Source organism: [Mycobacterium] manitobense (assembly GCF_025821665.1).
Taxonomy (GTDB): domain Bacteria; phylum Actinomycetota; class Actinomycetes; order Mycobacteriales; family Mycobacteriaceae; genus Mycobacterium; species Mycobacterium arseniciresistens.
Genome location: NZ_JACKSJ010000163.1, coordinates 1 through 22,591, shown reverse-complemented (window position 1 = coordinate 22,591; position 22,591 = coordinate 1). Strand labels below are relative to the sequence as shown.

Genomic DNA, 22,591 nt, shown 5'->3' with positions numbered 1-22,591 from the left:
TCCTGCCTGAAAGTCCGTCATGCCGCCCGCCGCGTGCAGACCGCAGCCATCTCCACCAGCGCGGCGCGCACGGTGGTGTCGAGCCGGCTGGTGTGTACGCGCTCCAGCGCGTGGCTGAGCTTGCGGTCGATCAGCTGCTCGATCCACTGCACGGCGCCGGTGGCGGCGATGAGCGCCCGCCACCGCATGATGTCGGTGTCGCTGAGCTCGCGCTGGGCCATCAGCTCGTCGAGCTGGCGCCGCGCGGCCGCGTCGGCCAGGTGGTGCGCGGCCATCACCACGCTGGTGGCCTTGTGCTCGGACAGGTCGCCGCCCGCCGGTTTGCCGGTCACCGAGGGCGAGCCGAAGATGCCGAGCAGGTCGTCGCGCAGCTGGAATGCCTCGCCGACGGCCGCGCCGTAGCGGCCGAGCAGCGTCACCGTGTCCTCCGGGCAGCCGGCGAGGGCGCCCCCGATCTCGAGCGGGCGGCGCACCGTGTAGTTACCGGACTTGCGCCGCGCGACGTCCAACACGGCCTCCAGTGTCGGCCGTCCGCCCGCGTCGTTGACCAGATCCGCAAACTGCCCGACGGCGAGTTCGGTGCGCATCGCGTCGTACCGCGGCCACGCCCGGGCAAGGGCCGTCGCGCTCAGCCCGCTCTCGCGCAGCATCTGCGCCGCCCACACCAGGCACAGATCGCCGAGCAGCACCGCCGCGGACGCGCCGAACCGCTCGGCCGAGCCGGCCAGGCCCCGCTCGCGGTGCCAGTCGGCGAACCGCACGTGTGCCGACGGCAGCCCGCGGCGCAACGGCGAATCGTCCATCACATCGTCCTGCAGCAGGGCGAAGGTGTGCAGCAGCTCGAAGCTGGCGGCGGCGCGCAGCGCGGCGTCGTCGGGTGCGGCGCCGCTCAGCCAGCCCAGGTACATGAAGGTGGAGCGCAGGCACTTGCCGTCGCTGACGAAGTCGGCGAGCACGGCGGGGGCGATGTCCACGCCGGTGGCCCGCAGGTCGGCGGTGCACCGGTCGGTGACGAACCCGGTGACCGCGCCGAGCACCGCTGCGCGCACGTCGCTGCGCCAGACCTCGAACGACGCGCCGGAGTTCCCGTTGGGTGGCGCTACCGCAATGGTCTGCAAGGTGGACGCCAACGTGCGATCGCCGACACCACTCACCCCGACCCTTTCGACGCGCGAACCGATACCCACTTCAAACTAGGGTGGAGTCGGCATACCCCCCAGCCCAGCGGCCCAATCCGGGCTGGATGTCATCAACACGTCACACGCAGAACCCCCTTCGGGAACGGGACGGAGTCGCCACGTGGACACACATCGGGCGGTCCGCCGCAGCGTGTCCTTCTGCGGTCCCGCCAGCCCGGCGCTGACGTTGACGCCGCTGCGCCGCGGCCGGTACGACCCGTGTTTCCTGACGGCTGCCGACGGCGCGATCTGGCGCACCAGCCTGATGGCGTCCGGGCCCGTCACGGCGCGCATCACCCGCGCGTCACCCGACACCGTCGACTGCGAGGCGTGGGGCGCAGGCGCCGCGGAGTTCATCGAGGCACTGCCCGCCCTGCTGGGCGCCGAGGACGACACCGCAGGCTTCGCGCCCGAGGAACCCACCATCGCCGCGGCGCACCGGCGGGTGCCCCACCTGCGGCTGGCCCGCACCGGCCGGGTGCTCGAGGCGCTCATCCCCGCGGTGCTCGAGCAGCGGGTGCAGGGAATCGACGCGTTCCGGGCCTGGCGGCAACTGGTCACCCGGTACGGTTCGCCCGCGCCGGGGCCTGCGCCCGAGCGGATGCGGGTGCCGCCGCCGGCCGAGGTGTGGCGGCTGATCCCGTCCTGGGTGTTCCACCGGGCCAATGTCGATCCGCGCCGCGCCCGCACCGTGGTGCTGTGCGCGCAGCGCGCCGATGCGCTCGAGCGGCTGGTGGCCCGGCCCGCCGAGCAGGCCCGGGCAGCGATGATGTCGCTGCCGGGCGTCGGTGAGTGGACTGCCGCCGAGACCGCCCAGCGGGCCTTCGGCGACGCCGACGCCCTGTCGGTGGGCGACTACCACGTGGCGAAGATGGTCGGCTGGAGCCTGCTCGGGCACCCGATCGACGATCCCGAGATGGTCGCCCTGCTCGAGCCGCTGCGCCCACACCGCCACCGCGCCGTCCGGCTGCTCGAGGTCAGCGGACTCGCCCGCAACCCGCGGTTCGGTGCGCGGATGGCGGTGCCGAATCTGGCCGAAATGTGACGTCGGCACGGCACTGATTACGCACCGCGACCCGCGGGTATGCGGCTCGCGACGACTTGATCACGCGCAAAGGAGCTATCGATGACTCAGTTCACCGTTCCCGGTATGACCGACAAAGAGGGCGCCAAGGTCGCCGAGATCCTGCAGAAGCAGCTCAGCCGCTACAACGATCTGCACCTGACGCTCAAGCACGTGCACTGGAACGTGGTGGGGCCGAATTTCATCGGCGTGCACGAGATGATCGACCCGCAGGTGGAGCTGGTGCGCGGCTACGCCGATGAGGTGGCCGAGCGCATCGCGACGCTGGGCGCCTCGCCGAAGGGCACCCCCGGCGCCATCATCAGCGACCGGTCCTGGGACGACTACTCACTCGAGCGGGACACCGTCGCCGCCCACCTCGCCGCGCTGGACCTGGTCTACGACGGCGTCATCGCCGACACCCGTAAGAACATCGAGGAGACCGAGGAGCCCGATCCCATCACCAACGACATGCTCATCGGCCACTCGGCCGAGCTGGAGAAGTTCCAGTGGTTCGTCCGGGCGCACCTGGAGAGCGCCGGCGGCAAGCTGACCCACGAGGGCAAGTCGACCGAGAAGGGCGCCGCGGACAGCGCCCGCTCCAACGGCACCAAGTAGCGGCTCCGACGAATCAGGCCCGCCCCGAGGGGTGCGGGCCTGATTCGTCTGCCCGCAGGTCGGCGAGGTCCGTCTCCGCATCCAGCGCGTCGTCGCGGACCGGGCGATCGGCCAGCTCTTCGTTGCGGCCGAACAGGTACGGATACGCCAGGCCGGCGATCGCCGCGCCCACCAGCGGCGCCAGCCAGAACGCCCACAGCTGCGCAGGCGCCCCGTCACCGTTGAAGAACGCGACCCCGGTGCTGCGCGCGGGGTTCACCGAGGTGTTCGAGATCGGGATCGAGATCAGGTGGATCAGGGTCAGGGTGAGCCCGATCGACAATCCGGCGAAGCCGTGCGGGGCCCGGTCGTCGGTCGAGCCGAGGATCACCAGCAGGAATATGCCGGTCAGCACCACCTCGGCCACGAGCACCGCCCACAGCGAGTAGCCGCCGGGTGAGTGGTCGCCGAATCCGTTGGCCGCCATGTTCCCCGTCGCGGTCCAGTCCGCGCGACCCTGCGCCACGACGTAGATCACCAGGCCGGCCACCAGGCCGCCGATCACCTGGGTGATCCAGTAGGCGGGCAGCACACGCCATTCCACGCGTCGCGCGAGTGCGGCGCCGAGGGTCACCGCGGGATTGAAGTGGCCACCGGAGATGGTGCCGAACGCGTAGACGCCGGTGAGCACCGTGAGGCCGAAAGCCAGTGCGACGCCGGAGAATCCGATGCCCAGCGAGTAGCCGTCGGCGGCGGTGAATTTGGCGGCGAACACGGCGCTGCCGCAGCCGCCGAGCACCAGCCAGAACGTCCCGATGAACTCAGCCGCCAGTCGATGCGACATCGTCGGCTCGCGCATGACCTGCCCCCTCGTCGGAGTGACCCCTGTCACAGCGTGGCATGCGGTGCCGTCGCGGCGGCACCGTCGTACCCGGATCGTGTCCGGATAGAGACGTCAGTCCGGCGGTGGCGACGACGCGGCCCGCTGCGCCTCCGCGGTCTCCCGGTTCAGCCGCTGGGCCTGGTAGATGGACACATTCGTGCGGGTGACGACGAGGTAGGCGATGCCGACGGCGACCATGGCGCAGGGGATCACCGAGAACGAATCGGTCATCTCGGCCACCATGATCATCACCGCCAGCGGCGCGTGGGCCACGCTGCCGAAGCACGCCATCATGCCCACCACCACGAACACCGCGGGGCTGTCGGGCAGCCCCGGTGCGCCTGCGAGCTCCCCGAGCCGCCAGATCGCCGCTCCGACGAACGCGCCGATCACGATGCCCGGCCCGAAGATGCCGCCCGAGCCGCCCGTTCCGATGGACAGCGAGGTAGCCACGATCTTGGCGAACGGCAACACCAGCACCACCCACAGCGGGATCGCCATCAGCGTGTCGGTGGCCGCGGCCTTCTGCGCCCAGCCGTAGCCGCTGGCCAGCACCTGCGGCAGGAGCAGTGCCAGCAGGCCGACCGCGAGTCCGCCGAGGGCCGGCTTGATCACCTTGCCGCCGGGAAGTCTCGCCGTCAGCGCCACGGTGCCGTAGAAGGTCCGGGCGTACAGCAGGCCAACCGCCGCGGCGGCCAGGCCCAGCAGCACGAACCACGCCAGTGTCAGCGGCTGGTCGAACCGGAAATCGGCTGCCAGAGAACCGAACAGCGGTTCGAAGCCGAGGATCGACCCCAGTACCGCGTACGCGGTGGCCGAGGTGATGAAGCCGGGCACCAGCGCCTTGTAGTCGAAGTCCTCGCGATAGACGATCGACGCGGCCAGCACCGCCCCGCCCAGTGGCGCACCGAAGATGGCGCCGATACCCGCGCCGATGCCCAGCGACACCGCGATGCGGCCGTCGTCGTCGGACAGGTCGAGCCTGCGGGCCAGGATGGATCCGAAGCCCGCCGAGATCTGAGCGGCCGGGCCCTCACGCCCGCCGGATCCGCCGGAGCCGATGGTCAGCGCGCTGGTGATCGTCTTCACCACGATGGCGCGGGTGCGGATGCTGCGCGGGTCGGAGTGCACCGCCTCGATCGCGCTGTCGGTGCCGTGGCCCTCGGCCTCCGGGGCGAACTTCGCGACGAGCCACGCCGACACCAGGGCGCCGCCGCAGGCGATCAGCGGAATCGCCCAGGGCCGCTCGAATCCCGGCGATCCCGGGTCCCCGCCGTCCTCGCCGTCGGGTCTCGGGATGTCGTAGCCGCCGAGTTCACCGAGCAGGAACCGGCCGGCGTAGTCCAGGGCGAGGTAGAACACGACGGCGCCGAGGCCGGCGATGACGCCGATGGACAGTCCGAGGATCAGCCACTTGCGCAGGTATCCCGAGTCGCGGACGAACCTGCCGAGACCGCCGAGCCCGCCTGTGGTGCCGCGGGCGTCGGACATGGTGGCCGATGCTAGCCCAGCCGCACCGTCAGCGATAGGCGGTGTAGTGGGCGGTCAGCGCCTGGCGGCCGTCCGCTCCGACGGCCTGCGCCGAGGCGGTGCCGGTGCTCCGGCCGACCCGCAAGGCCGTTGCCTCGTACCGGGATTGGTCACCGGCGAGCAGCCGTCGCAGATAGTTCACCCGCAGTGATCCGGTGCGCAGCGGCGGGTCGCCCGCCGTGCCCGCGGCATTGACCGCGGCGTCGGCCACCAGTTCCAGCCCGGTCGCGGCGACACCGCCGTGCACGACGCCGAGGCTGTTGTTGAGCACCGGGTCGGCGGCCTGGCGCAGTTCGGCCTGGCCGGGTCCGGGACGGACCGCCATCATGTCGGCCAGCCCGGTCTTGCGTTCGTGGTGGGCGGGGTCGGACGGGAAGTCGGTGAATTCGGCCGCGACGATGTAGAACGACCGCACCGTGCCGGTGCCGATGACGGTCCCACGGTGGGTGAACTCGGCCAGGGCCAGCGCCGTGCGGGTCTTGTGGGCGAACGGGCGGGCGTAGGCCACCACCGGATCGCTGTGGCCGGCGATGAGGTCGACCGCCTCGGGGACGAGTTCCAGCGACAGTTCGGTGGTCAGGGTCCACTCGTCGTCGCCCTTGCGGATGTGGTTGGCCAGCCCGCCGACGTGGTCGAGCAGCATCGCCAGCGGAGCCACGGTGGGCGCGCCGGTGAGGGGATTGACCAGGCCCGCGACCGGGATCGTGGCGACGACGCGGGTGCCGGTGCCCTCGTGCGTCTCGATACCGAACCGGCCGATGGGGGTGTTGAGCGGATGCGACATCGCAGCCAAGTGTGCCGGGTCACCTCCTAGCCCGCGTGACGGAGTCGACTCTAAGAATCTGACTAGGCTTTCGCGCAAATCATCGAACCACCGAAGGTGCAGCAAAGCGGCCATCATCACTTCTTGCAGCAAACTTATATGGCGGAGCAGCAACCGGGATGGCCCTGACCGCCCGGCGGGGTGGCGCCGGGGGCTGTACCCAAAGAATGGATGCCGCAACGGTATTCGCGGTCGCGACGGCCACGGGTGACGCGGGCCGGCAACGCCGCCGGCGAGTATAGTTAGGTCAGACTAAGTTGGCATGTCAGGCAGTGTTTGTCCTATCGTTTTCTCCCATTGAGGCGATGGGGAAAAAGGCCGCTGTTCAGTGCTGCACGGACGACCTCCTCCGCCAACCGGCCAGGCCGTCGCAGACGGCCGTCAACGGTGCACTTCGTGTAAGGCGTGAGAGTAAGGGTCAGGTGGGAATGGCGCCCAGGAAGCAAGGGCTGTACAACCCCGCGTTCGAGCACGATTCGTGCGGCGTGGCGATGGTCGCCGACATCCACGGCCGTCGCAGCCGCGACATCGTCGACAACGCCATCACGGCACTGTTGAACCTCGAGCACCGCGGTGCCCAGGGCGCCGAACCGAACACCGGTGACGGCGCGGGCATCCTGCTCCAGGTGCCCGACGACTTCCTGCGCGCGGTGGTGGAATTCGACCTGCCGCCTGCGGGCAGCTACGCGACGGGTATCGCCTTCCTGCCGCAGTCGTCGAAGGACGCCGCCATCGCGTGCGAGGCGGTGGAGAAGATCGCCGAGGCCGAGGGCCTGCACGTGATCGGTTGGCGCGACGTGCCGACCGACGACTCCTCGCTCGGCGCGCTGGCCCGTGACGCGATGCCGACCTTCCGGCAGGTGTTCATCGCCGGCGCCGACGGCATGGACCTCGAGCGCCGCGCCTACGTGGTGCGCAAGCGCGCCGAGCACGAACTCGGCACCAAGGGCCCGGGCCAGGACGGCCCCGGCCGCGAAACGGTCTACTTCCCAAGCCTTTCCGGGCAGACCTTCGTCTACAAAGGCATGCTGACCACCCCGCAGCTCAAGGCGTTCTACCTCGATCTGCAGGACGACCGGCTGACCAGCGCGCTGGGCATCGTGCACTCGCGGTTCTCCACCAACACGTTCCCGTCGTGGCCGCTGGCGCACCCGTTCCGCCGGGTCGCCCACAACGGCGAGATCAACACCGTCACCGGCAACGAGAACTGGATGCGGGCGCGCGAGGCGCTGATCAAGACCGACGTCTTCGGATCCGAGCAGGACCTGGACAAGATCACCCCGGTCTGCACGCCCGGCGCCTCGGACACCGCGCGCTTCGACGAGGTGCTCGAACTGCTGCACCTCGGCGGCCGCAGCCTGCCGCACGCCGTGCTGATGATGATCCCCGAGGCGTGGGAACGCCACGAGTCGATGGACCCCGCCCAGCGGGCGTTCTACGAGTACCACTCGTCGCTGATGGAGCCGTGGGACGGCCCGGCGTCGGTGTGCTTCACCGACGGCACCGTGATCGGCGCCGTGCTCGACCGCAACGGCCTGCGCCCGTCGCGCATCTGGGTCACCGAGGACGGCCTGGTGGTGATGGCGTCCGAGGCGGGTGTGCTCAACCTCGACCCGTCCACCGTGGTCAAGAAGATGCGCCTGCAGCCCGGCCGGATGTTCCTGGTGGACACCGCCCAGGGCCGCATCGTCGACGACGAGGAGATCAAGGCCGAGCTGGCCGCCGAGCATCCCTATCAGGAGTGGCTGGACAACGGCCTGTTCCGGCTCGAGGAACTGCCGCCCGGCGACTACGTCCGGATGCCCCACCACCGGGTGGTGCTGCGGCAGCAGGTCTTCGGCTTCACCTACGAGGAGCTCAACCTGCTCGTGGCGCCGATGGCGCGCAACGGCGCCGAGGCGCTCGGCTCGATGGGCACCGACACCCCGATCGCGGTGCTCTCCCAGCGGTCGCGGATGCTCTACGACTACTTCCAGCAGTTGTTCGCCCAGGTGACGAACCCGCCGCTGGACGCCATCCGCGAAGAGGTGGTGACCAGCCTGCAGGGCACCGTCGGCCCCGAGGGCGACCTGCTCAACCCGGACAGCGAGTCGTGCAGGCAGATCGTGCTGCCCCAGCCGATCCTGCGCAACGCCGAGCTGTCGAAGCTGATGTGCGTCGACCCCGACCACGAGATCCGCGGCAACAAGCACGGGATGCGCGCCGCGGTGATCCGCTGCCTGTACCCGGTGAACCGCGGCGGCCAGGGGCTCAAGGAGGCCCTGGACAACGTGCGGGCCAAGGTGTCGGCGGCGATCCGCGACGGCGCCCGCATCATCGTGCTGTCCGACCGCGAGTCCGACGAACAGCTGGCGCCCATCCCGTCGCTGCTGAGCGTGTCGGCGGTGCACCACCACCTGGTGCGCGACCGCACCCGCACCAAGGTCGGGCTGGTCGTCGAGGCGGGTGACGCCCGCGAGGTGCACCACATGGCCGCCCTGTGCGGTTTCGGCGCCGCGGCCATCAACCCGTACATGGCGTTCGAGTCGATCGAGGACATGGTCGACCGCGGTGTGATCACCGGCATCAGCAGCGACCAGGCCAAGGCCAACTACGTCAAGGCCGCGGGCAAGGGTGTGCTGAAGGTGATGTCCAAGATGGGCATCTCCACGCTGGCCTCCTACACCGGCGCGCAGCTCTTCCAGGCCATCGGCATCTCCCAGCAGGTGCTCGACGAGTACTTCACCGGGCTGAGCTGCCCGACCGGCGGCATCGACCTCGAGGACATCGCCACCGACGTCGCCAGCCGGCATGCGCTGGCCTACCTGGACCGGCCCGACGAGCGCGCGCACCGCGAACTCGAGGTGGGCGGCGAGTACCAGTGGCGCCGAGAGGGCGAATACCACCTGTTCAACCCGGACACGGTGTTCAAGCTGCAGCACTCCACCCGCACCGGCCAGTTCTCCATCTTCAAGGAGTACACCGGGCTGATCGACGATCAGAGCAAGCGGATGGCGTCGCTGCGTGGCCTGCTGAAGTTCCGCAGCGGGCTGCGGCCGCCCGTGCCGATCGACGAGGTGGAACCGGCGACGGAGATCGTCAAGCGGTTCTCCACCGGCGCGATGAGCTACGGCTCGATCTCGGCCGAGGCGCACGAGACCCTGGCGATCGCGATGAACCGGCTCGGCGGGCGGTCGAATTCGGGCGAGGGCGGCGAGGCCGTCAGTCGCTTCGACCGCGACCCGAACGGCGACTGGCGGCGCAGCGCCATCAAGCAGGTGGCCTCGGGCCGGTTCGGCGTCACCAGCCACTACCTGTCCAACTGCACCGACATCCAGATCAAGATGGCGCAGGGCGCGAAACCCGGTGAGGGCGGGCAGCTTCCGGGCCACAAGGTGTACCCGTGGGTGGCCGAGGTGCGGCACTCGACGCCGGGCGTCGGGCTGATCTCGCCGCCGCCGCACCACGACATCTACTCGATCGAGGATCTGGCGCAGCTGATCCACGACCTGAAGAACGCCAACCCGCAGGCCCGCGTGCACGTGAAGCTGGTGTCGGAGAACGGCGTCGGCACCGTCGCCGCGGGTGTGTCGAAGGCGCACGCCGACGTGGTGCTGATCTCGGGTCACGACGGCGGCACCGGGGCGACCCCGCTGACGTCGCAGAAGCACGCGGGCGCCCCGTGGGAGCTCGGCCTGGCCGAGACCCAGCAGACGTTGCTGCTCAACGGACTTCGCGACCGGATCGTCGTGCAGGTCGACGGTCAGCTCAAGACGGGCCGCGACGTCGTCGTCGCCGCACTGCTGGGCGCCGAGGAGTTCGGCTTCGCGACCGCACCCCTGGTGGTGGCCGGCTGCATCATGATGCGCGTGTGTCACCTCGACACCTGCCCGGTCGGCGTGGCCACTCAGAACCCGTTGCTGCGCAAGCGGTTCAACGCCAAGCCGGAGTTCGTGGAGAACTTCTTCATGTTCATCGCCGAAGAGGTCCGCGAGCTGATGGCGGAGCTGGGCTTCCGCACCGTCAACGAGATGGTCGGGCAGGTCGGCGCGCTGGACACCACGCAGGCCGCCGAGCACTGGAAGGCCTACAAGCTCGACCTGTCGCCGGTGCTGCACGAGCCGGAGTCGGCGTTCATGAACCAGGACCTGTACTGCAGCTCACGTCAGGACCACGGGCTGGACAAGGCACTCGACCAGCAGCTGATCGTGATGAGCCGGGAGGCGCTCGATTCCGGGAAGCCGGTGCGGTTCAACACCACCATCGCCAACGTGAATCGCACGGTGGGCACGATGCTCGGCCACGAGCTGACCAAAGCCTATGGCGGGCAGGGTCTTCCCGACGGCACGATCGACATCACCTTCGACGGCTCGGCGGGCAACAGCTTCGGGGCGTTCGTGCCGCGCGGCATCACGCTTCGGGTCTACGGTGACGCCAACGACTACGTCGGCAAGGGACTGTCCGGCGGGCAGGTCGTGGTGCGTCCGCCCGACGACGCGCCTGCCGACTATGTCGCCGAGGACAACATCATCGCGGGCAACGTGATCCTGTTCGGTGCGACCAGCGGCAAGATGTTCCTCCGCGGTCAGGTGGGGGAGCGGTTCGCGGTGCGCAACTCCGGCGCGGAGGCCGTGGTCGAGGGCGTCGGCGACCACGGCTGCGAGTACATGACGGGCGGCAAGGTGGTGATCCTCGGCCCGACCGGGCGCAACTTCGCGGCCGGCATGTCCGGCGGCATCGCCTACGTGTACGACCCGCACGCCCACCTGCCGGAGCACCTCAATGCCGAGATGGTGGAGCTGGACGGCCTCGACGACGAGGACCGCGAATGGCTGCACGCTGCGGTCCAGGCCCATGTCGACGCCACCGATTCGGCGGTCGGACAACGGCTTCTGGCGGATTGGAACACGGAATTGGAGAAGTTCGTCAAGGTGATGCCCAAGGACTACAAGCGGGTTCTGGAGGCGATCGCCGAGGCCGAGCGCAACGGTGTCGACGTGGACGAGGCGATCATGGCGGCGGCAAGTGGCTGACCCGAAGGGCTTTCTCAAGTACACCCACCGCGAGACCCCGCAGCGTCGACCCGTCGACCTGCGACTGCGCGACTGGAAAGAGGTCTACGAGGACTTCTCCCACGAGACGCTGCAGTCGCAGGCGGCGCGCTGTATGGACTGCGGTATCCCGTTCTGCCACAACGGCTGTCCCCTGGGGAACCTGATCCCCGAGTGGAACGACCTGGTGTTCCGCGACCGCTGGCGGGAATCCATCGAGCGGCTGCACGCCACCAACAACTTCCCGGAGTTCACCGGGCGGCTGTGCCCGGCGCCGTGCGAGGCGTCGTGCGTGCTCGGCATCAACCAGGATCCGGTGACCATCAAGCAGGTCGAGGTCGAGATCATCGACAACGCCTTCGAGAACGGCTGGGTGGTGCCGCTGCCGCCCGACCGGCTGACCGGCAAGAAGGTGGCCGTCGTCGGATCGGGGCCCGCCGGCCTGGCCGCCGCCCAGCAGCTGACCCGCGCCGGACACGAGGTGACGGTGTTGGAGCGCGCCGACCGGATCGGCGGCCTGCTGCGTTACGGCATCCCCGAGTTCAAGATGGAGAAGCGCCACATCGACCGCAGGCTGGAGCAGATGCGGGCCGAGGGGACGCAGTTCCGCACCGGGGTCAACGTCGGCGTCGACATCACCGTCGAGCAGCTTCGCGCGGACTTCGACGCGGTGGTGCTCGCCGGTGGCGCGACGGCGTGGCGCGACCTGCCGATCCCCGGCCGCGATCTCGAGGGCATCTACCAGGCGATGGAGTTCCTGCCCTGGGCCAACCGCGTGCAACTGGGCGATCCGGTGCTCGGCGAGGACGGCGAACCGCCGATCACCGCCAAGGACAAGAAGGTGGTGATCATCGGCGGCGGCGACACCGGCGCCGACTGCCTCGGCACGTCGCACCGGCAGGGTGCGGAGACGGTGTACCAGTTCGAGATCATGCCCCGGCCGCCGGAGACCCGGGCCGACACCACCCCGTGGCCGACGTACCCGCTGATGTACCGGGTGTCGTCCGCGCACGAGGAGGGCGGCGAACGGGTGTTCTCCGTCAACACCGAGGAGTTCTGCGGCGAGGACGGCAAGGTGAAGTCGCTGAAGGTGCACGAGGTCGAGATGAAGGCCGGCAAGTTCGAGCGGGTCGAGGGATCCGACTTCGAGCTGGAGGCCGACCTGGTGCTGCTGGCGATGGGCTTCGTCGGCCCGGAGAAGGACGGCCTGCTCACCGAGCTGAAGGTGGAGCTCACCGACCGGGGCAACGTCGCGCGCGACAAGGACTTCGCGACGTCGGTGCCGGGCGTGTTCGTGGCCGGTGACATGGGCCGCGGGCAGTCGCTGATCGTGTGGGCGATCGCCGAGGGCCGCGCCGCCGCGGCGGGCGTGGACCGCTACCTGATGGGCCAGACGGCGCTGCCTGTTCCGATCGAGCCGACGGCCGCCCCGCAGCGGTAGGGACTTCGGGAGGGCGGCTGTTAATGGTCACAGTCGCCACACCAGTCCCACCAGAAACAGCAGATGATTAGTCGGCGCGCCTCCCACCATTTGCCGGGGAAGTGTTTCTAATAAAAGTCTGTGGGTAATGAGGTAAAGTACGACCACGGGTCAGCAATCACGACACCGCAGGAGTGATCACCGTGTACATCAACCCGATTTCGCGATCCCGGGTGAGTCGAATCGCCTGGTCACTGTTCCGCCACCCGGTCAAGAGCCGTGAATTCCCGGCCAAGCACGAGCGACTGATCACTCCCGACGAGCTACTTCGCTTCGGCGTCTGACCCGCTACTACGGGCTTCGAGCCCGCCTTCTACGCGGTGAACGCAGGTTTTGCCTGATCGTTATCGCTTCGTGATCGTCATTGCTCAGGCCGGAGAAACCGGCGGTGAAGCCAATCCATCGGTATAGCTGAGCCGATCGAACGCGTCAGCCGGTGAGCAGCCCGGAATCCCGGATCGCTTCGGCCAACGGCTCCAGCACCGCGGTGTCGTACGGCGGCGGCAGGTAGATGATGGCGAGATCGAGACCCTCCGCGCCGAGCGCGATGCAGTCCTCGATCACCGCGCGGTAGTTCCGGTCCTCGCCGAGCCGGACGTGTGCCGACAGGGTGATCTCCTTGGGGTCGCGGCCGATGTCCTTGCAGCGGGCGGCCAGCACGTCGCGCTTCTGGGCGAACTCCGCCGGCGTACCGCCGACGAAATTCCAGTGGTCGGCGTACTTCGCGGTGATCGGAAGCGTGCGCTTCTCGCCGCTGCCACCGATGCAGATCGGCGGATGCGGCTGCTGAGGGCCCTTCGGCTCGTTGCGGGCGTCCTTGAGCTGGTAGTACTTGCCGTCGAACGTCGTCGTCTCGTTGGACAGCAGGCTGGTCAACACCTCACAGGCCTCCTCGAAGCGGTCGAACCGCTCCTTGAGGCTGCCCAGTTCGATGCCGTAGGCGCCGGACTCCTCCTCGTTCCAGCCGGCGCCGATGCCCAGTTCGAGCCGGCCGCCCGAGATGATGTCGAGGGCCGCGGCCATGTTGGCCAGCACGGCGGGGTGCCGGTAGTGGATGCCGGTGACCAGCACGCCGACCCGCAGCCGCTTGGTGGCCTGCGCGAGCGCGGTCAGCGTGACCCAGCCCTCGAGGCACGGTCCGGTGGAGTCGGAGAAGATCGGATAGAAGTGGTCGAACGTCCAGCCGGACTCGTAGACGTCGATCTCGTCGGCGGCCTGCCAGATCGGCAGCATCTCGGCCCAGGTGGTGTTCTGCGGTGAGGTCTTGAAGGCGAATCGCACGTGTTCCGAGCGTAGTCGCGTTGGCTGTGAGCCGCCGATCAGTCCACTTCCTCGGCGTAGCGTTCGGCGAACAGCGCGGCCCTGGCGGCCAGCACCGAGGCGGGGCTCGGCAGCCCGACCTGGTCTTCGAGGAGACTCCGGACGGCCACGCAGTCGTGTCCCAGCTCGGCCATGTAGCCCGCGACCACCACGTGCTGCGCGGCCATCGACTGCCGGCGGGCCAGCGCCGCGATCACCACGATCTCCTCGGCCAGTTCGGCCTCGGTCATCTCGACGACCCGCGGCGCCAGTGCGACGCCGACGAGGTGGCCGCCGAAGGTGACGGTGGCGGAGACGCTGTCCAACGGATTGCTCGCCGTGAACAGCAGCGGCCGGCCGTCGGTCTCCTCCACATCACCCCCTCGTCTCCCGATCGAGCGTATGGCAGCCCAGGCTGCCGGCTCAGCGGCAGTTTCGTGCGCCGGGCGCGGCGGGCACACTGGACGCATGGATCCGGTGACCGCCCTGCGCCAGATTGCGTACTTCAAAGACCGGGCCCGGGAGGATTCCCGGCGGGTGATGGCCTACCGGAACGCCGCCGACACCGTCGAGCGGCTGACCGACGCGGAGCGCGAGCGGCACGGCGCCGCCAACAGCTGGCAGTCGCTGCCCGGCATCGGTCCCAAGACCGCCAAGGTCATCGCCCAGGCGTGGGCGGGCCGCGAACCCGACGCCCTGGTCGAATTGCGGGACAACGCAGCCGATCTCGGTGGCGGCGAGATCAGGGCGGCGCTGCGGGGTGACCTGCACGTGCACTCGAACTGGTCGGACGGGTCGGCCCCGATCGAGGAGATGATGCTGGCCGCCCGCGACCTCGGCCACGAGTACTGCGCGCTCACCGATCACTCGCCGAGGCTGACCATCGCCAACGGGCTGTCGCCGGAACGGCTGCGCAAGCAGCTCGACATCATCGACGAACTCCGCGAACGTGTTGCGCCGCTGCGGATCCTCACCGGTATCGAGGTCGACATCCTCGAGGACGGCTCCCTCGACCAGGAGCCGGAGCTGCTGGAGCGCCTCGACGTGGTGGTCGCCAGCGTGCACTCGAAGCTCGCGATGGATGCGCCGTCGATGACGCGCCGGATGATCAAGGCGGTGTCCAACCCGCACGCCGACGTCCTCGGGCACTGCACCGGCAGGCTGGTCACCGGTGGTCGCGGGATGCGTCCCGAGTCGAAGTTCGACGCCGAGAAGGTCTTCACCGCCTGCCTGGAGAGCGGCACCGCCGTCGAGATCAATTCCCGCCCCGAGCGCCGTGACCCGCCCACCCGGCTGCTGGAGCTCGCCCTCGACATCGGTTGCCTGTTCTCGATCGACACCGACTCGCACGCCCCCGGCCAGCTCGATTTCCTCGGCTACGGTGCCCAGCGGGCACTCGACGCGGGGGTTCCGGTGGAACGGATCGTCAACTCGTGGTCGGCAGAGGCGCTGCTGGCGTGGACGGCGAGCTGAGCGCGGTCGCAAGGAGTCGGGCCGCTTCGGGGCCGCTTGGCCGGCCCGGTCCACCGAGCACCGTCAGCTGGACGTGGTCGGCACCGGCGGCCCGCAGCTCGCGGGCGTGCGCGGCGACGCGGTCGGGTTCACCCCACGCGACGAGCTCGTCGATCAGCGCATCGCTCAGCGTGGCGACGTCCTCGTCGGTGAAGCCTTGGCGCCGAAACGAATTGATGTAGGGCGGCAGCGTGGCGAGGAAGTCCAGTGGCTCCCGGGCGGCCGCCCGCGCCGCCGCGGGGTCGTCGTCCAGCACGACGTAGAGCCCCACCGCCAGCGTCCGGTCTGCGCCGAGCCGTTGCCGCGCCGCGGCGGTGTAGGCCGGAGTGAACAGGCCACCGATCGCGCCGGCGAAGCGGTCCCGCGCGAGGTCGAGCGCCTTCGGGCCGAACGCGGCGAGCAGGCGTCGCCGCTGTGGGATCGGCGCGGTGGCGGCGTCCAGTTCGTCGACGTACCCGTGGACCGCCGCCAGTGGCCGGGAGCGCTGCGGTGAGCCGAGACCGACGAGCAGCCGCCCCGGCGCGGCGAGTTCCGCGCGGCGGAAGAGATCGGTCACGGCAGCGGGGTCGTAGACGTCCGGCGGGATGATCGCCGGCGCCACGACCGCATGTTCGGTCGACTCGATGACGTCGAGGAGGCGGTCGAGCCGGTCGAGTCGACCGCCGTTGACCCAGAGCGTCCGGAATCCCGCCCGTTCGATCTCGGCGGGCTCGCCCGCAGCGCCGACGTCGACGGAGAAGCCGTACGGTCCCAGTGCATCCATGGCGCCGACGGTAGGACCTCAACGACTCTTGAGGTCAAGATCGTGAACTCAGTCCGGCAGGTGCGGCACCTCCAGTCCGGGGTCGCGCCCGACGAGCACGCCCCTGGTGAGCGCGGTGTTGCCGTACCGGCTGCGGACCCGATCCATTGCGCTGTCCAGGGCGACCGGATCGGGGGCCGCACCGAACGGCAGCTCCAGCTGTTGCGCACCGGCGGAATCGATGTTCGTCACCGCGAAGCCCACCAGCGTCAGTCCCCGTTCGGCGATGAGTGGCGCCGCGGCGGCGACGAGCTCCCGCGCCGCCGCGAGGACGGCCTCGGTCGACGCGGTCGCCTGCGGCATCGTCAGCGAACGGGTCGCGCGGCCGAAGTCGTCGAAACGCAGCCGCAGCACCACCGTGCGGCCGGTGCGACCGGCCCTGCGCATCCGCCGGGTGATGCGGTCGACCAGGTTGACGACGACGGCGTCGACCTCGGCGGCCGACATGGAGTTGCCGGCCCGGCCCAGCGCCCGCTGCGCACCCACGGACCGGCGCCGCACGCCGGTCACCACGCGGCGCCGGTCGATGTTGCGCGACAGCGCGTAGAGCTGGCGGCCCATCGCCCCGCCGACCATCGAGCCCAGGCTGGCCTCGCTCAGCTCGGCGACCTCGGCGACCGTCTCGATACCGTGCGCGTGCAGCTTCTCGGCGGTCTTCGCGCCGACTCCCCACAGCCGGCGCACCGGCAGCGGATGCAGGAACGCCAGCTCCCGGTCCGGCGGCACGAGCAGCAGGCCGTCCGGCTTGCCCTCCTGGCTCGCCACCTTGGCGAGGAACTTGGTGCGCGCGATGCCGACGGTGATCGGCAGGCCGACCTCGTCGCGCACCCGCTCCCGCAGCCGCGCGCCGATCTGCACCGGCGTGCCCGACACCCGGCCCAGCCCGCCCACGTCGAGGAACGCCTCGTCCACGGAGAGCGGCTCGACCAGCGGGGTGGTGTCCCTGAACACCTTGAACACGGCGTCGCTGGCCTGGGAGTACGCCGACATCCGGGGCGGCACCACCACCGCGTGGGGGCACAGCCGGCGTGCCTGGTGGCCGCCCATCGCGGTGCGCACCCCGTAGGCCTTCGCCTCGTAGCTCGCCGCGAGCACGACCCCGCCGCCGACGAGCACCGGCCGGCCGCGCAGCGCAGGATCGTCACGCTGCTCGACCGATGCGTAGAACGAGTCGAGATCGGCGTGCAGGATGGTAGCCGAGCCGGATCTAATCCCCGCGTCGCTTCGCTCCTGCCCGCCGGAACTCTTCCCCGCGTCGCTACGCTCCTGCCCGCCGGACACGAACACATGTTCGCATGAGGGTCCGACGCGTCAGCCGCATTCTCCGTAGACCGCGCAGGTCCACACGTGCACCAGCGAGTCGAGCACGCGGTCGGTCGGGATGGCCGGCGTCTCGTGGGCGAACGCCGCCAGCAGCGTGCGTTCGTTCATCAGGTTCAGTGCGGTGGCGATGTCGCGTGCCGGGATGGTGCTCGGTGCGGCGCCTCGGTTGCGCTCGGCCTCGATGGTCGCCGCGGTGAAGTCGATCCACTTCTGCATGAACGTCGAGAAGACTCCGCGGATCTCGGCGTTGTCGGACCCGGACGCCGCGACGGTCACGCCGCGGTGCGCGCCGAAGGTGTCGAAGAAGACCTTGATGCCGGGTCGCCAGACGTCGCGGCCGTCGGGTGTCTGGGCCGCGGACGCCTCGAGCGCGGTGTCGGCTTCCCGGATCACCCGCTCCCAGAGCGTGAGCAGCACCGCCTCTTTGGAAGGGAAGTAGAAGTAGAACGTCGGACGGGAGATGCCTGCGCCCCTGGCGAGGTCGTCGACCGAGATCTCGGCGAACCCGCGCTGGTCGAGCAGCCGTTCGGCGGTCGCCAGGATCGCCTGCTCGCGGTCGTCGCCCGACGGGCGGGCGGAGCGGCGGCCGCGGGGCGCGCGGGCCTGGCTGGCGGTGGTCACGGCCACGACTTTACACGGTGTCGACAATTATCAACACACTGTTGACCAACTCAACACAGTGTTGATACCTTGACACCATGACCGAATTTGTCGACGTTGTCATCGTGGGAGCCGGCATCTCCGGCATCAGCGCGGCCTGGCACCTGCAGAACCAGAACCCCGGTAAGAGCTACGCGATCCTCGAGCGCCGGGAGAAGCTCGGCGGCACCTGGGATCTGTTCAAGTACCCGGGCATCCGTTCGGACTCCGACATGTACACCCTCGGATTCCACTTCAAGCCATGGGCCACCGACCAGATGATCGCCGACGGCCCCTCGATCTGGAACTACCTGAACGAGGCCGCCACCGAGAACGGCATCGACACACACATCCGGTACAGCCACAAGGTCCTCGCCGCCAACTGGTCGGACGAGGACAGCCGGTGGGAGCTCACCGTCGAGCGCGACGGCGAGCAGATCGAACTCCACGCCGGCTTCCTGTGGGCCTGCAGCGGCTACTACAACTACGACCAGGGCTTCTCCCCGGAATTCCCCGGCGCCGACGACTTCGGCGGCACGATCGTGCACCCCCAGCACTGGCCGGAGGACCTGGACTACCAGGGCAAGAAGGTCGTCGTGATCGGCAGCGGCGCCACCGCCATCACCCTGATCCCCGCGCTCATCGACAACGGCGCCGGTCACGTCACGATGCTGCAGCGCACACCCACCTACATCGGATCGCTGCCCGACAAGGACCCGTTCGCCAAGCGGGCCTACCGGTTGCTGCCGGAGAAGCCGGCCTACACCGCGGTGCGCTGGAAGGCGATCCTGCAGGCTACAGCGCAGTACCAGCTTGCCCGTGCGTTGCCGAACGTCTTCCGGAAGTTGTTGCGCACCATGGCCGAACGGCGTCTGCCGGAGGGCTACGACTACGACCGGCACTTTAGCCCGGACTACAAGCCGTGGGACCAGCGCGTGTGCCTGGCCCCCAACGGCGACATCTTCAAGGCCATCCGCAAGGGCAAGGCCGACGTCGTCACCGATGCCATCGAGACCTTCACCGCCGACGGCATCCTGCTGAAGTCGGGCGAGCGCATCGAGGCCGACATCATCGTCACCGCAACCGGATTGAACGTTCAGTTCTTCGGCGGGGCGAAGGTGTCACGCAACGGCGCACCGCTGGACCTCGCGGACACCGTGGCCTACAAGGGCATGATGCTCTCCGGTGTGCCGAACATGGCGTTCACCTTCGGCTACACCAACGCCTCGTGGACGCTCAAGGCCGACCTGACGTCGGAGTACGTCAGCCGCCTGCTCAGCTTCATGGGCGAGAAGGACTACGTCACCGTCGAACCGCGCGATCCCGGGAGCGATATCGAGCGGCTGCCGTTCGTCGACCTGAGCTCGGGGTACATCAAGCGGGCCCTCGACACGTTGCCGAAGTCGGGTTCCGAGGCGCCGTGGCGGCTCAAGCAGAACTACCTGGTCGACCTGCGGGTCATCCGCAACGGCAAGATCGACGACGGCACGCTGGACTTCAGCAAGCTTCGGGCGTCCGTCTCGGCCTGACGTCCCCGAACACGGAAATGCCCCCGACACGGGTCGGGGGCATTTTCCGCGCTACGGGCTGACCACCACGATGCCGTCGTCGTCGCTGTAGGCGATGTCGCCGGGCGCGAACGTCACGCCGCCGAACTCCACGGCCACATCGCGTTCTCCTGCACCGGTTTTCGAGCTCTTGCGCGGGTTGGTGCCCAGCGCCTTGATGCCGATGTCGAGGGTGCGCAGCACCGCGGCGTCGCGCACCGCGCCGTTGATGACCAGCCCGGCCCAGCCGTTGTCGCGGCCCAGCGCGGCGATGACGTCACCGACCAGCGCGGTGTGCACCGAGCCGTCGCCGTCGATCACCAGGACTCCGCCGTCGCCCGGCTCGGACAGCACCGACTTGAGTAGCGCGTTGTCCTGGAAACAACGCACCGTGGTGATCGGGCCTGCGAATTCGGACCGGCCGCCGAACTGCCGCAATTGCAGGTCGCAGCTGCGGACGTCGGGGCCGATGTCGTCGACGAGGTCAGCGGTGGCGCGGGGTGCGATGGTCACCCGACGATTATCTCAGCCCGTCATGTCTGCGCCCGCGCCACGATGACGTCGTGCACGAACTGCGCCAGCCCCGGCTCGGCGTCGTCGTAGTAGCGGGTGAACCGGTCGTCGGCGAGGTACATCTCGGCGAGGCAGACGTGCATGTCGGCACTGCAGTCGTAGAACCGCTCGATCGAGGCGCGGTGCCGGTCGGCCAACTCGTTCGCCGCCGGCGACCCGGGCGCCACGCCGACGCGCTTGGCCTGTGCCAGCGCTTCGAGCAGGGCGTCGCCCTCGTTCTTGACGGCGATCCAGTCCTGTTTGGAGAGCTGCGCGGACCGCTGCTGGGACTGCCGCCACACCTCGGTGCCGCCCCAGCGCTCCCGTGCCTCGTCGGCGTACTCGCCGCCGAACACCGTGGAGCCGAACACCTCCACCTGTTCCTCGGCGGTCAGTTGCATTCCTTCGCGGTGTGCGTCCATCAGTTCCTCCACTGCCCTGATCGTGTGCTGCAGATGAACGGCGCGCTCGAGCAGCAGCTTGTGCTGGCGCTCGAGATGCGCAAGGACGTCGGAGCCGGACTCGTCGAGCAGGGTCCGGATCTCCTCCAGCGGCAGTCCGACCGACCGGTACACCAGCACGACGTGCAGACGTTCGATGTCGGCGTCGGTGTAGCCGCGGTAGCCCGCCGAGGTACGTACGCCCGGCACCACCAGACCGATGTGGTCGTAATGGTGCAGGGTGCGCACCGAGACGCCGGTCAGATCGGCGACCGCGCCGACCGTCCTGGCTGCCGTGTCGTCCATGGGAATGACTATCGGCCCTGACGTCGCGTCAGGGTCAAGTGCCGGAGGTCAGTCGTCGTCGGCGTACCGGCGTGCGATGAGCACGAGCAGGATCGCCAGGACGCCCGCGGCGACGGCCGCCGCGACCGGCACCCGGGACTGCTCAGCTGACCTCAGCGGCATCGGCACCGCACCCGAGACGGGGTTCGCAGCCGTGGCCACCGTCGACTTCGCCTGAGCAGCAGCCTCTTTGGCGGCGGCGGTGATGTCGGAGGCGGACGGCGTGGGGAGGGAGGGCTCCGGTTGCGCCGGGATACGGGCGGCCGGGGACTCGGGAGCGGCAGCCGTCGCGGGCGGAATCTTCTTGGCGGGCGCCTTCTTCGCAGGGGCCTTCTTCGCGGCCTTCGCGGGCGTCTTCTTGGCGGGTGCCTTCTTGACCGCGGCCTTCTTGGCAGGTGCCTTCTTCGCCGGCGCCTTCTTGGCGGGCTGTGCCGGTGGCGGTGCGGGATCGGCAGCGCCCGACGACGACGGGGGAGCGGCCGGTGCGGCGGCGTCCGGGGTCTGGTCGGGGCGACCCTGCTGGTCTGCCATTCGGCTGCTCCTTTGCGGTGTCTCTGGCTCGTGCGCGATCGCGTGAGTGTCGAAGCCGGCAGTGGTGCCCATCATGCCAGGCGGGGTCACCGGTCAACCCGTCACTGCCAGTGCGGCGGCCAGCGCCACCGCGACGGCCATGATCGCCAACTCGATCAGCGAGCGGGTGCGTGACAATCCGGCCGTCGCACGGTGCGCCCGCGCCGCCGGAAGCCACCCGGCCCGATTCCGCCACGCCAGCACCATCAACACCGCCGTGACCAACATCTTCGCCGACAGCACGCGCCCGTACCCGGTCGAGAACAACGCGTCCCACGAGTCGACCGCCGCGACCGCACCGGCGACCCCGGCGGCCAGCAGCAGCCCCACACAGAGGAGCGACAGCTGGGAGAACCTCGGCAGCACCCGGGCCCATCGTCCGCGATGCCCCACTGTCAGCACCATCGCCGCCAGGGCACCGCACCACACAGCGGCGGCCAGCGCGTGGACCGCCACCGCCACTCCGCCCCAGGGGCTATCCGCGAGGTGACCCGCGAGCGTCCTGGCGGCCAGCCCCGCGGCCGCCGACCCGCCCGCCGCAACGGCCGCCACCGCCGTCCGCGGTGCGGCCAACGCGATCAGTCCCACGGCCAGTGCCGCCGCGATGCTGAACAGGCCCGCCCGCCCGACGGTCGTCTGAAGCGAGAACTGCAGGACGTCACGCGCCCCCACCCTGCTCAGCGGTAGGGCGGCGGCCTGCGCGGTCACGACGATCAGGCGCACCACCTCGGCCAGCAGCCAGACGGCTGCGGCCACTCCGAGCGCGGTGGCCGACGAGCGGACGAGTTCGGCGCGGTGCCTGCCGACGTCGAGCATCGGCACCACCGTCAGCCCGAGTGTGACCACCGCCGCGGAGTCGGCCAGCGCCCGCACCGCCGACCCGGCCAGCGAGTTCATCGGCTCGGCCAGCGCCCAGCCCAGCGTCGAGGCCGCCACCACGACGAGCGCGCCGGTGAGCGCCGCGCGACCGCCGGCGAT

General features: G+C 69.7%; 19 protein-coding genes. 6 read left to right on the top strand and 13 right to left on the bottom strand.

Going from position 1 to position 22,591, the window contains the following annotated elements:
• Positions 1-17 precede the first annotated feature (17 nt).
• Complete coding sequence (locus H7I41_RS19845; RefSeq protein ID WP_372503772.1) at positions 18-1,154, bottom strand: polyprenyl synthetase family protein; 1,137 nt, start codon at positions 1,152-1,154, stop codon at positions 18-20.
• 145 nt (positions 1,155-1,299) lie between these two features.
• Here H7I41_RS19845 and H7I41_RS19840 point away from each other — a divergent pair, with 145 nt between their 5' ends.
• Together H7I41_RS19840 and H7I41_RS19835 are read left to right on the top strand one after the other, a co-directional pair.
• Positions 1,300-2,223 carry a DNA-3-methyladenine glycosylase family protein gene (locus H7I41_RS19840; protein ID WP_264014327.1) on the top strand — a complete coding sequence of 308 codons (924 nt, stop codon included), beginning with the start codon at positions 1,300-1,302 and terminating at the stop codon, positions 2,221-2,223.
• Between the two features lie 81 nt (positions 2,224-2,304).
• Positions 2,305-2,859: a Dps family protein gene (locus H7I41_RS19835; protein WP_264014326.1), complete on the top strand. Its 555-nt coding sequence runs from the start codon at positions 2,305-2,307 to the stop codon at positions 2,857-2,859.
• A 13-nt stretch (positions 2,860-2,872) separates the two neighbouring features.
• Here H7I41_RS19835 and aqpZ read toward each other — a convergent pair whose 3' ends face one another.
• The 3 genes from aqpZ to H7I41_RS19820 all read right to left on the bottom strand — a co-directional run bounded on the left by aqpZ (position 2,873) and on the right by H7I41_RS19820 (position 6,035).
• Complete coding sequence (gene aqpZ / locus H7I41_RS19830; RefSeq protein ID WP_264014325.1) at positions 2,873-3,697, bottom strand: aquaporin Z; 825 nt, start codon at positions 3,695-3,697, stop codon at positions 2,873-2,875.
• A 96-nt stretch (positions 3,698-3,793) separates the two neighbouring features.
• Positions 3,794-5,212, bottom strand: coding sequence for a chloride channel protein (locus H7I41_RS19825; protein ID WP_264014324.1), 1,419 nt, complete (start codon positions 5,210-5,212; stop codon positions 3,794-3,796).
• Positions 5,213-5,240: 28 nt separating this feature from the next.
• Positions 5,241-6,035, bottom strand: coding sequence for a PaaI family thioesterase (locus H7I41_RS19820; protein ID WP_264014323.1), 795 nt, complete (start codon positions 6,033-6,035; stop codon positions 5,241-5,243).
• 467 nt (positions 6,036-6,502) lie between these two features.
• Here H7I41_RS19820 and gltB point away from each other — a divergent pair, with 467 nt between their 5' ends.
• Together gltB and H7I41_RS19810 are read left to right on the top strand one after the other, a co-directional pair.
• Complete coding sequence (gene gltB, locus H7I41_RS19815; protein ID WP_264014322.1) at positions 6,503-11,086, top strand: glutamate synthase large subunit; 4,584 nt, start codon at positions 6,503-6,505, stop codon at positions 11,084-11,086.
• Positions 11,079-12,545 (top strand): glutamate synthase subunit beta, encoded by a 1,467-nt coding sequence (locus tag H7I41_RS19810; protein WP_264014321.1) that lies wholly within the window; start codon positions 11,079-11,081, stop codon positions 12,543-12,545. The genes gltB and H7I41_RS19810 overlap by 8 nt, the downstream gene beginning before the upstream one ends.
• Before the next feature lie 468 nt (positions 12,546-13,013).
• Here the strand turns inward: H7I41_RS19810 and H7I41_RS19805 are convergent, their stop codons facing one another.
• Both H7I41_RS19805 and H7I41_RS19800 read right to left on the bottom strand, forming a co-directional pair.
• On the bottom strand, positions 13,014-13,865 hold the full coding sequence (locus H7I41_RS19805; protein WP_264014320.1) for an LLM class F420-dependent oxidoreductase: 852 nt from the start codon (positions 13,863-13,865) through the stop codon (positions 13,014-13,016).
• Positions 13,866-13,903: 38 nt separating this feature from the next.
• Positions 13,904-14,257, bottom strand: a complete 354-nt coding sequence (locus H7I41_RS19800; protein ID WP_264014319.1) for a hypothetical protein — start codon at positions 14,255-14,257, stop codon at positions 13,904-13,906.
• A 94-nt stretch (positions 14,258-14,351) separates the two neighbouring features.
• On the opposite strand from H7I41_RS19800, the gene H7I41_RS19795 reads away from it, so the two are divergent.
• Positions 14,352-15,356, top strand: a complete 1,005-nt coding sequence (locus H7I41_RS19795) for a PHP domain-containing protein (RefSeq protein ID WP_264014318.1) — start codon at positions 14,352-14,354, stop codon at positions 15,354-15,356.
• On the opposite strand, the gene H7I41_RS19790 is transcribed toward H7I41_RS19795, so the two are convergent.
• The 3 genes from H7I41_RS19790 to H7I41_RS19780 all read right to left on the bottom strand — a co-directional run bounded on the left by H7I41_RS19790 (position 15,310) and on the right by H7I41_RS19780 (position 18,147).
• Positions 15,310-16,158 (bottom strand): TIGR03620 family F420-dependent LLM class oxidoreductase, encoded by an 849-nt coding sequence (locus H7I41_RS19790; RefSeq protein ID WP_264014317.1) that lies wholly within the window; start codon positions 16,156-16,158, stop codon positions 15,310-15,312. The two genes, H7I41_RS19795 and H7I41_RS19790, sit on opposite strands and share 47 nt — an antisense overlap.
• A 48-nt stretch (positions 16,159-16,206) precedes the next feature.
• Complete coding sequence (gene dinB / locus H7I41_RS19785; RefSeq protein WP_264014357.1) at positions 16,207-17,409, bottom strand: DNA polymerase IV; 1,203 nt, start codon at positions 17,407-17,409, stop codon at positions 16,207-16,209.
• Positions 17,410-17,508: 99 nt separating this feature from the next.
• Positions 17,509-18,147 (bottom strand): TetR/AcrR family transcriptional regulator, encoded by a 639-nt coding sequence (locus tag H7I41_RS19780; RefSeq protein ID WP_264014316.1) that lies wholly within the window; start codon positions 18,145-18,147, stop codon positions 17,509-17,511.
• A gap of 71 nt (positions 18,148-18,218) precedes the next feature.
• Between H7I41_RS19780 and H7I41_RS19775 the strand changes: the two genes are divergently transcribed.
• Complete coding sequence (locus H7I41_RS19775; RefSeq protein ID WP_264014315.1) at positions 18,219-19,688, top strand: flavin-containing monooxygenase; 1,470 nt, start codon at positions 18,219-18,221, stop codon at positions 19,686-19,688.
• Between the two features lie 51 nt (positions 19,689-19,739).
• On the opposite strand, the gene rraA is transcribed toward H7I41_RS19775, so the two are convergent.
• The 4 genes from rraA to H7I41_RS19755 all read right to left on the bottom strand — a co-directional run bounded on the left by rraA (position 19,740) and on the right by H7I41_RS19755 (position 22,591).
• Positions 19,740-20,219: a ribonuclease E activity regulator RraA gene (rraA, locus tag H7I41_RS19770; RefSeq protein WP_264014314.1), complete on the bottom strand. Its 480-nt coding sequence runs from the start codon at positions 20,217-20,219 to the stop codon at positions 19,740-19,742.
• 20 nt (positions 20,220-20,239) lie between these two features.
• Positions 20,240-21,004 (bottom strand): MerR family transcriptional regulator, encoded by a 765-nt coding sequence (locus tag H7I41_RS19765; RefSeq protein WP_264014313.1) that lies wholly within the window; start codon positions 21,002-21,004, stop codon positions 20,240-20,242.
• A 48-nt stretch (positions 21,005-21,052) separates the two neighbouring features.
• A complete protein-coding gene (locus tag H7I41_RS19760; RefSeq protein ID WP_264014312.1) occupies positions 21,053-21,574 on the bottom strand; it encodes a hypothetical protein in 522 nt (173 codons plus the stop codon).
• 93 nt (positions 21,575-21,667) lie between these two features.
• Complete coding sequence (locus H7I41_RS19755; RefSeq protein WP_264014311.1) at positions 21,668-22,591, bottom strand: CopD family protein; 924 nt, start codon at positions 22,589-22,591, stop codon at positions 21,668-21,670.